The 14,710-nt window shown below is 67.3% G+C and carries 15 protein-coding genes and 3 tRNA genes; 13 read left to right on the forward strand and 5 right to left on the reverse strand.

Features of this window, described 5'->3' with window-relative positions; genetic code table 11:
- Window positions 1-19 precede the first annotated feature (19 nt).
- Window positions 20-1,303 carry a lipoprotein-releasing ABC transporter permease subunit gene (locus CDO87_RS15835; protein ID WP_100929673.1) on the forward strand — a complete coding sequence of 428 codons (1,284 nt, stop codon included), beginning with the start codon at window positions 20-22 and terminating at the stop codon, window positions 1,301-1,303.
- A gap of 4 nt (window positions 1,304-1,307) precedes the next feature.
- Complete coding sequence (locus CDO87_RS15840; RefSeq protein WP_100930997.1) at window positions 1,308-1,994, forward strand: ABC transporter ATP-binding protein; 687 nt, start codon at window positions 1,308-1,310, stop codon at window positions 1,992-1,994.
- Between the two features lie 523 nt (window positions 1,995-2,517).
- Here CDO87_RS15840 and CDO87_RS15845 read toward each other — a convergent pair.
- Window positions 2,518-2,952, reverse strand: a complete 435-nt coding sequence (locus tag CDO87_RS15845; protein WP_040604295.1) for a DMT family transporter — start codon at window positions 2,950-2,952, stop codon at window positions 2,518-2,520.
- 8 nt (window positions 2,953-2,960) lie between these two features.
- Window positions 2,961-3,368 (reverse strand): PaaI family thioesterase, encoded by a 408-nt coding sequence (locus CDO87_RS15850; RefSeq protein ID WP_100929674.1) that lies wholly within the window; start codon window positions 3,366-3,368, stop codon window positions 2,961-2,963.
- Window positions 3,369-3,487: 119 nt separating this feature from the next.
- Between CDO87_RS15850 and CDO87_RS15855 the strand changes: the two genes are divergently transcribed.
- On the forward strand, window positions 3,488-4,006 hold the full coding sequence (locus CDO87_RS15855; protein WP_100929675.1) for a hypothetical protein: 519 nt from the start codon (window positions 3,488-3,490) through the stop codon (window positions 4,004-4,006).
- A gap of 63 nt (window positions 4,007-4,069) precedes the next feature.
- Window positions 4,070-4,486, forward strand: coding sequence for a cytochrome c (locus tag CDO87_RS15860; protein ID WP_100929676.1), 417 nt, complete (start codon window positions 4,070-4,072; stop codon window positions 4,484-4,486).
- A gap of 163 nt (window positions 4,487-4,649) precedes the next feature.
- On the opposite strand, the gene CDO87_RS15865 is transcribed toward CDO87_RS15860, so the two are convergent.
- Window positions 4,650-5,237, reverse strand: a complete 588-nt coding sequence (locus CDO87_RS15865; protein ID WP_100929677.1) for a TetR/AcrR family transcriptional regulator — start codon at window positions 5,235-5,237, stop codon at window positions 4,650-4,652.
- A gap of 79 nt (window positions 5,238-5,316) precedes the next feature.
- On the opposite strand from CDO87_RS15865, the gene CDO87_RS26810 reads away from it, so the two are divergent.
- The 6 genes from CDO87_RS26810 (at window position 5,317) to CDO87_RS15895 (ending at window position 10,640) form a co-directional block, all read left to right on the forward strand.
- Window positions 5,317-5,637, forward strand: coding sequence for a hypothetical protein (locus tag CDO87_RS26810; protein ID WP_157815014.1), 321 nt, complete (start codon window positions 5,317-5,319; stop codon window positions 5,635-5,637).
- Window positions 5,638-5,740: 103 nt separating this feature from the next.
- Window positions 5,741-7,027 carry a homoserine dehydrogenase gene (locus CDO87_RS15875; RefSeq protein WP_100929678.1) on the forward strand — a complete coding sequence of 429 codons (1,287 nt, stop codon included), beginning with the start codon at window positions 5,741-5,743 and terminating at the stop codon, window positions 7,025-7,027.
- A 251-nt stretch (window positions 7,028-7,278) separates the two neighbouring features.
- Window positions 7,279-8,250, forward strand: a complete 972-nt coding sequence (gene glpX / locus CDO87_RS15880; RefSeq protein ID WP_100929679.1) for a class II fructose-bisphosphatase — start codon at window positions 7,279-7,281, stop codon at window positions 8,248-8,250.
- Window positions 8,251-8,489: 239 nt separating this feature from the next.
- The gene (gene recJ, locus CDO87_RS15885; protein WP_100929680.1) at window positions 8,490-10,235 is read left to right on the forward strand and encodes a single-stranded-DNA-specific exonuclease RecJ; all 1,746 of its coding nucleotides are present in this window, start codon (window positions 8,490-8,492) and stop codon (window positions 10,233-10,235) included.
- Between the two features lie 130 nt (window positions 10,236-10,365).
- Window positions 10,366-10,440 (forward strand) — tRNA-Glu (locus CDO87_RS15890).
- 125 nt (window positions 10,441-10,565) lie between these two features.
- Window positions 10,566-10,640, forward strand: a tRNA-Glu gene (locus tag CDO87_RS15895).
- Window positions 10,641-10,837: 197 nt separating this feature from the next.
- Here CDO87_RS15895 and CDO87_RS15900 read toward each other — a convergent pair.
- Window positions 10,838-10,914 (reverse strand) — tRNA-Met (locus CDO87_RS15900).
- 223 nt (window positions 10,915-11,137) lie between these two features.
- Window positions 11,138-12,451 (reverse strand): ATPase, encoded by a 1,314-nt coding sequence (locus tag CDO87_RS15905; RefSeq protein WP_100929681.1) that lies wholly within the window; start codon window positions 12,449-12,451, stop codon window positions 11,138-11,140.
- 207 nt (window positions 12,452-12,658) lie between these two features.
- On the opposite strand from CDO87_RS15905, the gene CDO87_RS15910 reads away from it, so the two are divergent.
- The 3 genes from CDO87_RS15910 (at window position 12,659) to CDO87_RS15920 (ending at window position 14,700) form a co-directional block, all read left to right on the forward strand.
- Window positions 12,659-13,234, forward strand: coding sequence for a tetratricopeptide repeat protein (locus CDO87_RS15910; RefSeq protein ID WP_100929682.1), 576 nt, complete (start codon window positions 12,659-12,661; stop codon window positions 13,232-13,234).
- 95 nt (window positions 13,235-13,329) lie between these two features.
- The gene (locus CDO87_RS15915) at window positions 13,330-14,184 is read left to right on the forward strand and encodes a lipopolysaccharide assembly protein LapB (protein ID WP_100929683.1); all 855 of its coding nucleotides are present in this window, start codon (window positions 13,330-13,332) and stop codon (window positions 14,182-14,184) included.
- A gap of 12 nt (window positions 14,185-14,196) precedes the next feature.
- Complete coding sequence (locus CDO87_RS15920) at window positions 14,197-14,700, forward strand: prepilin peptidase (protein WP_100929684.1); 504 nt, start codon at window positions 14,197-14,199, stop codon at window positions 14,698-14,700.
- The last annotated feature ends 10 nt before the right edge of the window (window positions 14,701-14,710 follow it).

Here is a 14,710-nt window from a genome sequence, read left to right on the forward strand (position 1 = left end):
TGCAGGAAAGAAAAACCATATGCGCAATCCGCCGCCCTTCGCCCCTTTCGAATGGATGATCGCGTGGCGATACCTCCGCGCGCGCCGGGCCGAAGGCGGCGTTTCGGTGATGACCTGGATCAGCCTCGTGGGAATCACGCTGGCGGTCTTTGCCCTGATCGCGACGCTGGCGGTGCGCTCCGGCTTCCGGGCGGAGTTCGTCGACACCATCCTCGGCTCCAACGCGCACCTCACCGTCTACAGCACCACCCGCACCGACGAGGCGGGCAACCCCGACCGCACCATTGCCGATTACGAGGGCATGGCGCAGCAGGTCGAACGCGTGCCCTTCATCCAGCGCGTCGCACCGCTGGTCAAAGGGCAGGTCATGGCCACCGCCAACGGCAACAACGCCGGCGTCGAGGTCTTCGGCATCGCCCCCGACGACCTGAAGGCCATCCCGCGCATCGCCGACCCCGAAACCGGGCGCGGCGACCTCGACCGCTTCGAGGAGGGCGTGGCCATCGGTTCGGGCGTGGCGATGATGCTGGGCGTGGGCGTGGGCGACGACGTGAAGCTGATCTCGCCCAACGGGGTGAAGACCGCCTTCGGCGTCTCGCCCCGCGTGAAATCCTACAAAGTGACCTGGATCTTCACCGCCGGGCGCTACGACATCGACCGCACGCGGATCTACATGCCCTTCGCCGAGGCGCAGCTCTACTTCAACCGCGAAGGCGTGGCCGACGAGCTGGAGGTCATCGTCTCCGACCCCGAAGAGGTGGAGACCTTCATCCAGCCGGTGTCGGAGGCGGTGGGTCCCGGCGCGCTGATCTGGACGTGGCAGGACGCCTCAGGCGGGTTCCTGCGCGCGCTCGAAATCGAGGACAACGTGATGTTCGTCATCCTCTCGGTGCTGGTGCTGATCGCCACGATGAACATCGTCTCGGGCCTCATCATGCTGGTCAAGAACAAGGGCCGCGACATCGGCATCCTGCGCACCATGGGGCTGACCGAAGGCTCGGTCATGCGGGTGTTCTTCATCTGCGGATCGTTCACCGGGATCATCGGCACGGCCATGGGGGTGATCCTCGGCTGCCTCTTCGCGATCTACATCGACCCGATCTTCGCCTTCGTGAACTACGTGGCGGGGGGCGGCGTCTGGGACCCGTCGATCCGCGGCATCTACGCGCTGCCCGCCAAGCTGCAGATGGCCGACGTGATGTCGGCGGTGCTGCTGTCGCTGGGCCTGTCGTTCATCGTGACGATCTTTCCGGCGCGCCGCGCCGCCCGCATGAACCCGGTGGAGGCCCTGCGCTATGAATGACACCGTGCAGGACCCGGTGCTGCGGCTGACCGGGATCGAGAAGGTCTACAACGCCGGCAAACCCGGAGAGGTCCGCGTGCTGCGCGGCTGCGACCTCGAAGTCGCGCGCGGCGAGGTCGTGGCGCTGGTGGCGCCCTCCGGCGCGGGCAAGTCGACGCTCTTGCACATCGCGGGGCTTCTGGACACCGCCGACAGCGGCACGGTGGAAATCGCGGGCGAGCCGATGCAGGGCAAGTCCGACCGCCGCCGCACGCTGGTGCGCCGGGCGGAGGTGGGCTTTGTCTACCAGTTCCACCATCTGCTGCCGGAGTTCTCCGCGCTGGAGAACATCGTGCTGCCGCAGCTTGCCAACGGCGTGCCGCGACAGGCGGCGGAGCAGCGGGCACGCAGCCTGCTGGACAGCGTCGGCGTGGGGGAGCGCGCGGGCCATCGCCCGGCGGCCATGTCCGGCGGCGAACAGCAGCGGGTCGCCTTCTGCCGGGCCATGGCCAACACGCCGAAGCTGCTGCTGGCCGACGAGCCGACCGGCAACCTCGATCCGCAGACCTCCGACCGGGTGTTCGCCGCGCTCATGGACCTGGTGCGCGAGACCGGGCTTTCCGCGCTGATCGCCACCCACAACCTCGACCTCGCCGCGCGCATGGACCGGCGGGTACGGATGGAAGACGGCCACCTGCGCGCGGACGGCTGAGGGGGAGGCGGCGCAAAGCCCCGCCCTACAGCCGTCGCGCTTGTCTGCGGATGACGCGCACCGACCGGATGTACAGGACACGCCGGTGGCAAACCGCGTGCCGGATCGTAGGGCGGGGCTCTGCGCCGCCTTGCCCTTGGCTTTCCATCTGCAAGTGACAGCCGTCGCGCGCGAACCCGGACGGCGCGCCACGGATCGCCGATGGCCGGGCGGTTCGCAGGGCGGTGCTCGGCGCCGCCTGCGCCTCTGCGACACATGCGCCCGTTAACCACATCCGTGGGCAAATCGCGGTCCCGGGCGCGGCGCGCCGGGACAAAGGTTAACAACCGGCCGGGAATCGGGGTCCAATCGGCCGGTTCGCCCCTTAATGCGACACTGGCGCGGCTTAAGCCTTCGGTAATCCGTTGTGGAAAGCCCCGCCCGCCCTACCGCATCTGGCGCCGGACGGGCCGTTAACCCCACCGTGCGCCGCGTGAACGGGCGCAGGACCGTAGCCCCGTTGCCGCCGCACACCCACCGCGCTTTACGCCCTTTGCGTGATCCAGACCCCCAGCGCCATGACCGCGATCCCGGTCGCGCGCGTCAGGGTCAAAGGGCTGATCCGCGCGCCGAACAGGCCGAAATGGTCGATCGCCGCGGCCGAGATCAGCTGCCCGATCAGCACGAAGAACACCGCGTTGCCGACGCCGAAATGCGGCGCGATGAAAGTCACCGACAGCACGTAGAACGCGACGAAGGCACCGCCCAGCAGCAGGTGCTTCGGCGCCACGCGCACACCCCCGAAGCCCTTGGCGCCATTGAGAATCCACACGACGAGGCAGATCGCCAGCGCCACGCAGAACAGCACCACCGCCGCCGCTACGGGCGAAGCCAGCCGCTGCCCCAGCGCCGCGTTCAGCGCCGCGAGGATCGGGATGCCCATGCCCGCGAAAAGCATGACCACCGCGTAATGCGTCATCCCCGGCGTCATGGCTTGAAGAACGTCGCGCTGGCCCGCGCGACCTCCTTTTCGCCGGGCAGGCTGACCAGCACGGCCTCGGCGAAAATCAGCGCCCGCCCGCCCTTGACGACCTTCGCCGTGCAGCGGATCGCATCGCCCCGCGCCGCGCTCAGGAACCGCGTCTCCAGGTTCGTCGTCGCCACCGGCACGAACTCTCCGATATGCCCGGCGCAGGCAAAGACCATCGCCGTATCGGCCAGCGTCGACAGCGCCTGCCCGCAGACGATGCCGCCGACACGGGCGATCTCTGCGGTAACCGGAATTTCAAGAACGGCGCCCAATGGTGTGATATCGGACACTTTTGGCTGCAAAGCTTGCACCCATGGGGCGAAATTGTCTTCTAACAGCGCATTTGCGGTGGCAGGATCGAGCATGAGTCTCCCTCGGACGTCTTCTGGGTCCGACCATGACCGCCGGAACGGCGCCTGTCACGCGCCCGAATGCGCGGTGCGCGACAGAGGAGGCCGGGGGGACAGATAGGGAAGGATCTCGGATGAAGCGTTGGCTGGCACTGACGGCGGCACTGGGACTGCTGTCGGGATGCGCGTTCCTCGAACGGCTGGCGGGTCCGGGGCCTGCCGCGCCGCAATCGGGCACCATCACCCTCTCGGGCACCGCTCCGGCCTCGGCCGTCTACCTGGTGGAGCCGCAGGTCACCGTGATCAGTCCGCCCCGCGCGGTGCCGGTGACGCAGGGCGCAAGCCTTTATGCGGGCTGGTGCATGGACTGCCACGGCGCCGAGGCACGCGGTTTCGGCCGCGTCTCCGGCCAGATGACGGTGAAGCCCACGGACCTCACCACGCTTGCGCTCAACAACGGCGGCACCTTCCCGGCGCGGCGCGTGATCGGCGCGATGCAGGGGGCCGGGGCCTATCACCGCGGCCTGATGCCGGAGATCGGCGGCGCGCTCGACGGCCCGCTGGTGGAGTGGATCGGCCCCGACGGCACCTCGCATCTGACCACGCAATCCACCATGGACCTGATCGTGTATCTTGAAAACCTGCAGGTCTGACGCAGCGCTTGCATCCGCGGCAGGGCGCTGGCATCACACCCTGAAAAAGAGGGGCTGAAGGACATGCGCGCACCGCTCATCGCGTTGGTTATGACCGCTGGACTGGCGGGTTGTGTCGAAGAGACCGAGATGCCGGGGCCGCAGGACGGCCGCGCGCTCTTCATGGAAAACTGCGCCGTCTGCCATGGCGAAAACGGCAAGGGCGACGGTCCGATGGCGCGCCGCATGCAGAAGGCGCCCAAGGACCTGACGCTGATCAGGCTGCGCCACGGCAACGCCTTCCCGCGCGCGAAGGTCATGTCGATCATCGACGGCTACGCGCGCTCCGACATCGCCGGGCCGGGGATGCCGGAATTCGGTGAACTGCTGGAAGGCGACCTCGTGCCCTTCGACTCGGGCGATGGCATCCAGACGCCGACGCCGCGCAAGCTGGTGGCGCTGCTGGAATACCTCGAGACGATCCAGGAAGACCGCAAGTAAGTTCTGGAGCCCGGCGATTCCAGGGGGTTGCCGGGCGTGCCTCTTACAGCCTCCGAACGGCGCGGCGTGGTCCGTGCCTCCTGACGCGACACATGAGGAACGGCCGACTCTCCTGTCCTGACAGGATGATGTCCCGGGATCTTCGGGTCGCGTGAGAGCGTCGTCAGGCGGCGACCGTCTTGCGCACCATGTCCCAGTAAAGCCGCGCCACGTCCTCCGGCCCCAGCCGCCCGCCGGGGCGATACCAGGTGGTCACGCCGGTCAGCATGGCGATCACCGCAAGCGTCGTCAGCTTGCTGTCGGTCAGGGCAAAGATCCCCGCTGCCACGCCGTCCCGCAGGATCGTTTCCAGCGCATCCTCGTATTCCCTCCGCAAACGCTCGATCTTGGCGAAGTTGCCGGGATCGAGGTTGCGCAGCTCCATGTAGGAGATGAACACCGCCTCTGGCCGGTCGAGGTGAAAGGCGATGTGGAACCGCACGAAGGCCTCCAGCCGCGCGTCTGGCGCCTGTGGCGGGTCGAGCGTGCGCCAGGCCTCCAGCAGGTCGAGCATGTGGCCTTCGAGCAGCGAGAACAGAAGCGCCTGCTTGTCGGGCGTGTAGTTGTAAAGCGCGCCGACCTGCACGCCCACCTCGCCCGCGATCTGCCGCATGGAGACCGCCGCGAAGCCGTGCTTGGCGAACAGGTGCAGGGCGGCCTCTCGGATGCGGGGGCCGGTGATCTCGGAGTGGGAGCCTTGGGTGCGCGCCATGCCGCCCAAATTATCTGAACGCACGTTCAGATCAAGGCGGGCGCTTGCGGGAGGATGCGCCATGCGGCAAGACTGACGCATGAGACGCGCGTACCTGTCCCTCCCGGCGGCCCTGTTGATGGCCCTGACCGCCTGCACCCAGTTCCCCGAACTGGATGCGGTGGCGACCCCGGGCGTGGAGAACGCGCCTTATCCCCGGCTCGTGCCCATCGACGACCTCATCGCGGACCCGGCCCCGCCGCGTGCGACGAAAGAGGACATCGCGCAGGTGCAGGCGCGGGCGGATGGGCTGCAGGCGCGCGCGGCGGGGGTCGGCAGCGCGCAGGTCTCCCAGCCGGATTCGGTGGCGGAGCGGCTGAAGCGCCTGCAACAGAAAGCGGCAGAGCTGCGGCAACAGTGACGCAGGGGGCCCTTGCCCGGGCATGGGCATGTCCGCGCGTGGTTGCAGGGCGCATCACTTGCGCGTAACCGGTGTCGCGGAACGTCACCCGGAGGTATGCCCCATGTCCCAACCCCTTCGTCTTGGAATTGCCGGTCTCGGGACCGTCGGCACCGGCGTGGTCAAGATCGTGCGCCAGAAGGCGGCCCTGCTTGAGGCACGCTCCGGCCGGCCGATCGCCATCAGCGCGGTGTCGGCGCGCACCCGTGCCAAGGACCGGGGCGTGTCGCTGGACAGCTACGCCTGGGAAGACGACCCGGTGACGCTGGCCACCCGCGACGACGTGGACGTGTTCGTCGAACTCATGGGCGGCAGCGACGGCCCGGCGAAGGCCGCTGTCGAAGCGGCGCTGAAGGCGGGCAAGGACGTCGTCACGGCGAACAAGGCGCTGCTTGCGCACCACGGTCAGGCGCTGGCCGAACTGGCCGAAGCGAGCGGATCGGTCCTGCGCTTCGAAGCGGCGGTGGCGGGCGGTATCCCGGTCATCAAGGCGCTGACCGAGGGCCTTGCCGGGAACGAGATCATCCGCGTGATGGGCGTGATGAACGGCACCTGCAACTACATCCTCACCCGGATGGAGGACGGCGGCCTGACCTACGACGAGGCCTTTGCCGAGGCCGACGCCCTGGGCTACCTGGAGGCCGATCCGACGCTCGACGTGGGCGGCATCGACGCGGGCCACAAGCTGTCCCTGCTGGCGGCCATCGCCTTCGGCACGCAGGTCAGCTTCTCCGGGGTGGAGCTGGAAGGCATCGGCAAGGTCACCATCGACGACATCAAGCAGGCCGCCGACATGGGTTTCCGGATCAAGTTGCTGGGCGTGTCCCGGATGACCGGTCGCGGGCTGGAGCAATCCATGGCGCCCTGCCTCGTCCCGGCCTCCTCGCCGCTGGGCCAGCTTTCGGGCGGCACCAACATGGTGGTGATCGAGGGCGATCAGGTCGGCCAGATCGTGATGCGCGGCGCCGGCGCGGGCGAGGGGCCGACCGCCTCTGCCGTGATGGGCGACGTGATGGACGTGGCGCGCGGGCTGCGGGTCTCGACCTTCGGACAGGCCGCGTCAAAGCTCGTTCCGGCGGTGCCGGCGAAGGCCACGACGCCGGCACCCTACTACCTGCGCACCCAGCTTGCGGACAAGCCGGGCGCACTGGCGAAGGTGGCCGCCGCCTTGGGCGAAGCGGGTGTGTCGATCCACCGTATGCGCCAGTACGACCACGTCGAGGACCGGGCGCCCGTGCTGATCGTGACGCACAAGACCACGCGCGCGGCGCTCGACCAGGCGCTGGAGGCGATGCAGAAGCTGGCCGTTGTGGTCGCGGCGCCCGTCGCCCTGCGGATCGAGGAAGTCTGAGGCAGGGGCGGCGCAAAGCCCCGCCCGACATCGGACCTGCACGGCGCGGCACGGGCCGGGCACGGTACGGGAGCGCCGCCTTTGGCGCTGTCGGCGCCGCGTCGGTGCCTGCCTGCTGACCGAACAGGCTTTGGCGGCGGCGAAGGTGGCGGGAAAGGCGCAAGGCGGCGAGGGTTGGCGCAACCAGCCTTGCCCCCCGCGCGCCGCCTGCGCTAGAGCCAAGACACGCTTCATCCAAAGGAAATACTCCGATGCCGACGCCCAAGGATTTCAATGACCGCATGCTTTCTCTGGGCCTCGCCCGGGTTGCCGAACAGGCCGCCATCGCCAGTGCCGACCTGATCGGCCGCGGAGACGAGAAGGCCGCGGACCAGGCCGCCGTGAACGCCATGCGGGAAGAGCTGAACAAGCTCGACATTTCCGGCGTGGTCGTGATCGGCGAGGGCGAGCGGGACGAGGCGCCGATGCTCTATATCGGCGAGGAAGTGGGGCAGGGCGGCCCCGGCGTGGACATCGCGCTCGACCCGCTGGAAGGCACGACGCTGACCGCCAAGGACATGCCGAACGCGCTGACCGTGATCGCCATGGGGCCGCGCGGGTCCATGCTGCACGCGCCGGACGTCTACATGGACAAGCTGGCCATCGGCCCGGGTTACCCGGTCGACGTGGTGTCGCTGGACATGTCGCCCTCCGAACGTGTGTTCGCGCTGGCCAAGGCGAAGGACTGCGCGCCGCAGGACATCACCTGCTGCATCCTCGAACGGCCGCGCCACGAGGACATGATCGCCGAAGTCCGCTCGACCGGGGCGGGCATCCGGCTGATCACCGACGGCGACGTGGCCGGTGTCATGCACTGCGCCGAACCGGTGTTGACCGGCATCGATATGTACATGGGTTCGGGTGGTGCGCCCGAGGGGGTGCTGGCGGCGGCCGCGCTGAAGTGCATGGGCGGCCAGATGTGGGGCCGCCTGCTGTTCCGCAACGACGACGAGCGGGGCCGCGCCGCCAAGGCCGGGATCACCGACCTGGACAAGATCTACGCCCGCGACGAGCTGGTGACCGACCACGTGATCTTTGCCGCGACCGGCGTGACCAACGGCTCCGTCGTGTCGGGGATCAAGCGCACGCCCGGCTGGATCGAGACGGAGACGATCCTGATGCGCTCCAAGACCGGGTCGGTGCGGCGGATGCAGTACCGCAATCCGTTCCGTCACAAGGTCTGAGTACCTTTGGCATAAGTGCCCGGACCGGCCCCCGCGATCTGCGGGGGCCGTTTCGTTTTGCCCATGCCCGGTGTCGCGTGGCTGTCAGCCTTTGAGGCAGGTATTTGATCCAAGGTGAAGACAGGGCGCTTGCGCCGGGCCCCATCGGGTGTGCAGCGTGATGGCGGGGGTGTGGCTGCGGCCTTTCGCTTGCCACCGGATTTGGCTATCCCCTGCGGTGGGGCAGTGGAAGGACGGCATTGGCGTATCTGGGTGTAGAGAGCAGCCTCTCGGGGCGGCGTTGGGTCGGACCGGACGTGGAAACCGAGCGTCAGGCGGAGCTTCTGGCGCAGCAGACCGGACTGGCCCGTCCCCTCTGCGCGATCCTCGCGCGGCTGGGTGTTCCGCCGGAGGAGGCGCAGGCCTACCTGGAGCCGAAGTTGCGCGACCTGCTGCCCGACCCGCGGTCGCTCAAGGACATGGAGAAGGCGGCCACGCGGTTCCTGAAGGCGGTCTCCGGGCGCGAACGGATCGCGGTGTTTGCCGATTACGACGTGGACGGCGGATCCTCGGCCGCCCTGCTGATCGACTGGCTGCGGCAGATGGGGCGGCCGGCGACGCTGTATGTGCCCGACCGGATCGACGAGGGCTATGGGCCGAACCCGACCGCCATGGCGGGGCTGGCCCGCGAGCATGACCTGATCGTCTGCGTCGATTGCGGGACCTTGTCGCATGACGCCATCGCCGCGGCCGAGGGGGCGGATGTGGTGGTGCTGGATCACCACCTTGGCGGCGAGACGCTTCCCGACTGCGTGGCGGTGGTCAACCCCAACCGGCAGGACGAGGACGGCGGGCTCGCGCATCTCTGTGCGGCCGCGGTGGTCTTCCTGATGCTGGTCGAGGCGGGGCGGCAACTGCGCGAGGCAGGCGCGCGCGGGCCGGACCTGATGAAGATGCTCGACCTCGTGGCGCTGGCGACGGTCGCCGATGTGGCGCCGCTCCGGGGCGTGAACCGGGCGCTTGTCCAGCAGGGGCTGAAGGTCATGGGGCGCAGGGAGCGCGTCGGCCTCGTGGCGCTTTCTGACGTGGCACGGCTGGAGCGCGCGCCGGAGGCTTATCACCTGGGATTTGTCATGGGGCCGCGGGTCAACGCCGGTGGGCGGATCGGGCAGGCCGACCTTGGCGCGCGGCTTCTGGCCAGCGACAACCCGGCCGAGGCGCAGGCGATGGCGGAACGGCTCGAGGCGTTAAACGCGGAACGGCGGGAGATCGAGGCGGCGGTGCGTGCGGCGGCCCTTGATCAGGCCGAGGCGCGCGGGTTGGATGCGCCGCTGATCTGGGCCGCGGGCGAGGGATGGCACCCGGGGGTCGTCGGAATCGTCGCCTCCCGCCTGAAGGAGCACACCGGTCGGCCCTCCGTGGTCATCGGCCTCGACGGGGCGGAGGGCAAGGGCTCCGGTCGCTCCGTCGCAGGGGTGGACCTCGGCGCCTCGGTGCAGCGGCTGGCGGCGGAGGGGCTGCTGATCAAGGGGGGCGGGCACCGCATGGCGGCAGGCCTCACCGTGGCGCGCGACCGGCTGGAGGAGGCCATGGCGCGCCTCTCCGACCTGCTGGAGAAGCAGGGGGCCGGGGCGGGCGGCGCGGCGGACCTGCGGGTCGACGGCGTGTTGATGCCCGGTGCCGCGCAGGTCGACCTGGTGGAGGATCTGGAGCGCGCCGGACCGTTCGGGCAGGGCGCCCCCGGACCGCGATTCGTCGTGCCGGACGTGCGGCTGTCCTTTGCCAAGGTCGTGGGGTCGGGGCATCTGAAGATCACCTGCGGAGACGGCCTCGGGGCCCGGCTGGAGGCGATCTGTTTCAACGCGATGGACGGCCCCCTGGGGCAGGTGCTGCTGAACCACGAGGGTCGGCGCTTTCACTTGGCGGGCAAGCTGGACGTGAACACGTGGCAGGGCCGGCATACGGTCCAGATGCGGCTCGACGATGCCGCGCCCGCGGCGGATTGAGGCGTGATTCCATCGGGTTGCGCGGGGGCGGCCGGGGGCACCCTGCCGCGATGAAGATTCCTGCGCGGCCTCGTGATTTTGTGCTTGCGCGCGGCGCCCGCATTCCCTAGAAGACCGCTCACCACAGCGTGGCCCGTTCGTCTATCGGTTAGGACGCCAGGTTTTCAACCTGGAAAGAGGGGTTCGATTCCCCTACGGGCTGCCACTTTTCCCTGAAAATCCAGATACGTGCCGGTCCAGTGGGAACCGGAATTTCGTGTGCATTCAGGGTGAAGATTGGTCTTGCACGTCGCCGCGCGCTTCCGTAGAAGACCGCTCACCACGATGCGTGGCCCGTTCGTCTATCGGTTAGGACGCCAGGTTTTCAACCTGGAAAGAGGGGTTCGATTCCCCTACGGGCTGCCACTTTTCCCCTTGGACAAGCATCAGTTTCCCGGTGACGAAGCCGGTTCGTCTGCGCCTTGGATTGTGTGTCAGTCCGGGGCTGGCTGCGACGGCACTGGCGGCGATTGCCGATGCTCTCCGCATCGCAGGATACACCGTGCGCAGCGGGACGCGTGGTGCGTCGCTTCGCTGCAAACTGCAATGATTTAGGGGTGTTGTGGTGGCGTGGGGGGGACTCGAACCCCCGACCTAACGATTATGAGTCGTTCGCTCTAACCAACTGAGCTACCGCGCCAGACCGTGGGCGGGGGATAAGGGGGGGCGCGGGCGCCGTCAAGCGGAAATTCCGGGAAATCGTGCCTTACTCTGCTGTGCCGTGACGCGCGGTGTTCAGGTCACGGCATGCCCCGGTGCCAAGCGCTGCGCGACAGCCTGCGAGATCGCGGCAAGGACGCCCTGTACCACCCGCCGACACTTCACGGCGCATGGCAGAAACCGCGCGCAGGGGCCCACAGTCCCTACTTCACGATCTTCTCGTCCTTGACGAACATGTTGCCCCATGCGCGGTCGATCAGCTCGGGCGTCATCTTGTAGGGCAGCCCTTCGAAATCGCAGACGGCAATCATCTGGTCGATCAGGAAAACCGGCTGGTAGTTGGCGAAGATGTTGTTGATCGTCGGGTACTTGGTCTTCAGCAGGTGCACGAGCGAGGCCTCGTCCAGCTGCATCTTCTTCTTGCGGGCCACGAGGGCGAAGATCTTCAGGAAGTTCTCCTGGCTGGGGCCGTCGATCTTGATCTTGAAGAAGATCCGGCGCAGCGCGGCTTGGTCGAAGATCTCGTTCGGGTGGAAGTTCGTGGAGAAGATGACCAACGTGTCGAAGGGCACCTCGAACTTTTCGCCGGACTGGAGGGCGAGGATGTCCTTGCCTTCCTCCAGCGGCACGATCCAGCGGTTCACGAGGCTTTGCGGCGGTTCCGCCTGGCGGCCAAGGTCGTCGACGATGAAGATGCCGCCGGTGGACTTCAACTGGAGCGGTGCCTGGTAGGTGCGTGCCGTGGGGTTGTAGACGAGGTCCAGCATCGACAGCGAAAGCTCCCCCCCGGTGATGACCGTCGGGCGTTTGCACATCACGTAGCGGCGGTCGAAGCGGGCCCGCTGGCGCAGGGCGTTGGGATCGTCCGCGTCCTCCTCGGCCTTCGAATGCACGATCGGGTCGTAGACGGTGATGACCTGTCCGGAATACTCCAGCGCGCGGGGCACGTAGATGCGGTCGCCCATGGCGTCGCGGATGCCGTTGGAGATCGACGACTTGCCGTTGCCCGGCGGGCCGTACATCAGGATCGACCGGCCAGAGGACACCGCCGGCCCGAGGTTGGAGATCAGGTCGTTCGGCAGGATCAGGTGGCCCATCGCCGAGGTAAGCTGTTCGCGGGTGATCTGGATGTTGCGGATCGACTGGCGTTCGACCTGTTCGCGGTAGACCTCCAGCGGGACGGGCATCGGGCCGAAGTACTCCGACTGCGCCAGCGCGTCGAGGGCGCGGGCCTTGCCGCTGTCGGTCAGCTGGTAGGGCATCTCGTTGGCGACCTGCCCGGCGGCCCCCAATGTGCCCATCGCCTCCATCAGGCCCTGGGCGCGGGCCATGTCGATGATCTCCTGGCAGACGGGCACGGGCAGGCAGACGGCGCGGGCCAGTTGCGTGACCTTGTTGGTGTTCTTGCGGAACAGCGTCTTGAGAACGATGTCGCGCATCATCACGGTCGAAAGGCTCATGTCCTCGAGCCTGCGCGGCGCCGGAGGCGCAATGACGGTGCTGCTTTGCATGTTCATGTGGATGTCCTGCCCGGATTGCCCGTTTGTTTGGTTGCCAGAGTGACAACGGTTTGTGGCAGGTCTAGGGCGGGCTTTGGGACATTTGGAGGGTGCGTGCCGGTCGGGCAGGGGCGGCGCGACCCCCTGTGCCGCCGCGAAACGTCTTGACGTGGCGGGCGCTTCACGCGACTTGAATAGGCGAGCAGCTTTCCCAAGGGGCGACAGATGACCCCAAGTTCCACATGGTGGTCGCTTGCGGCGATCCTTCTCTTTTTGACACTTGCCGGATGCGCGCCGGGCGAAGAGGTCGTGGACGATCCGAACCCGTTTGCGCCCTCCGTCGATCCGGACGGCGAGGCCGTCGACGGCATGATCGTCGGCCACCGGCTGATGGAAGCGGGCGAGTACCATCTTGCGCTGGAGGCCTACACGCGCGCCGCGGGCCAGAAGGGCATCAACGCCGAAACCCTTACCGCGCTCGGTTCGGTCAACCTCGCGCTCGGCCGTTTGAACCAGGCGGAGGGGCTGTTGCGCCGCGCGGTGGAACTCGACCCGGAATGGGCCGAAGCCTGGAACAACCTTGGCGTCCTGCTGATGGAAAAGGGGGAAACCTCCGAGGCGAGCCTCGTGTTCAAGAAGGCCTATGCCCTCGACAATGGCCAAAACGACTCAATTCGCGATAATCTTCGCTTGGCGCTCGCAAAATTGGAAAATAGCCGGTATGATCCGGAACAAGAAGAAGAATTCAGGCTCGTGCGGCGGGGCAGCGGATCGTACCAGATCCGCAGGAACGACGTTTAACCGGGCTGAATGGCCGTCCAACGTGGCGGCAGAGGCATAAATACATCCGCCATCAAGGTGGAGACAAGGCAGAGCAGCAAGAGGACGCAGGCAACATGCGCCATCTGATCCGTGTGACATTGGGCGTGGCCGTGGCGGCGTCGCTTTCCGCGTGCGACAAGACCATCGACAAGGACGAAGTGGACCGCAAGTTCCAGGGCGTCAACGTCATCGACGAGACGAACCTGAACGAGGTCATGCTGACCGTCGGCGACCCGAACGAGGCGGTCAACTACTTCAGGCGTTCCTCCACGACCGAGCCGGACCGGATCGACTTCCAGCGCGGCCTGGCCTCCAGCCTGATCCGGGCGAAGCGTTTTCCCGAGGCGCGGATCGCCTGGGCGCAGGTGGTTGCGCACGAGGATGCCACCAACGAGGACCGCGTGGAGCTTGCCGATGCACTGATCCGCACGAATGACTGGGATCAGGCGGAAAAGGTCCTGTCCTCGATCCCGCCGACACACGAATCCTTCAAGCGTTACCGGCTGGAGGCGATGATCGCCGACGGCAAGAAGGACTGGAAGAAGGCGGATGCCTTCTACGAGGTCGCGCTGGGTCTGACGACCAAGCCTGCCTCGGTGATGAATAACTGGGGCTATTCGAAGCTGACCCGCGGCGACTTCCGCGAGGCGGAGCGGCTGTTCGGAGAGGCGATAAACGCCGACCAGACGATGTTCACCGCGAAGAACAACCTCGTCATGGCGCGCGGCGCGCAGGGCAACTATACTCTGCCGGTCATCCCGATGACGCAGCCGGAGCGCGCGGAACTGCTTTATACGCTTGGCCTTGCGGCGGTAAAGCGCGGCGACGTGCAGATCGGCAAGGGGTTGCTGCGCGAAGCGGTGGAGACCCATCCGCAGCACTTCGAGGCGGCCGCCCGTGCCCTGGCCGCGCTTGAAAACGGCGCCTGAGGGGCGCCGGAGATGTCGATAACGGTCACCGAAGCCGCCTGGTTCCTGCCTTTCGTCCTGCCGGTCTGCCTGTACATCATGTACACCGACATGAAGGGCATGCGCATTCCCAACCACTCCGTCCTTGCGATGTTCTTCATCTTCGTGGTGGTGGGGTTCATCGTCATGCCGTTCGACGCTTACCTATGGCGCTACGTGCATTTGATCGTGGTATTGGTCGCGGGCATTGCGCTGAACGCCGGGGGCGCCGTGGGGGCGGGGGATGCGAAGTGGGCGGCCGCTGCCGCGCCCTTCATCGCGCTAGGCGACCTGCGGTTCCTGATGATCCTCTTCGCAGCGAACCTGCTGGCGGCCTTTGTCGCCCACCGGATTGCCAAGTTCACGCCCATCCGGCGGCTGGCCCCGAACTGGGAAAGCTGGAACGCCGGGTCGAAGTTTCCCATGGGCCTCGCCCTTGGCGGCACCATGGCGATCTACCTCGGACTTGGCCTGTTCTACGGTCAGGCCGCGGGCTGACCTCCGCCAC

This window comes from Sagittula sp. P11 (assembly GCF_002814095.1).
In the GTDB taxonomy this organism is placed as follows: domain Bacteria; phylum Pseudomonadota; class Alphaproteobacteria; order Rhodobacterales; family Rhodobacteraceae; genus Sagittula.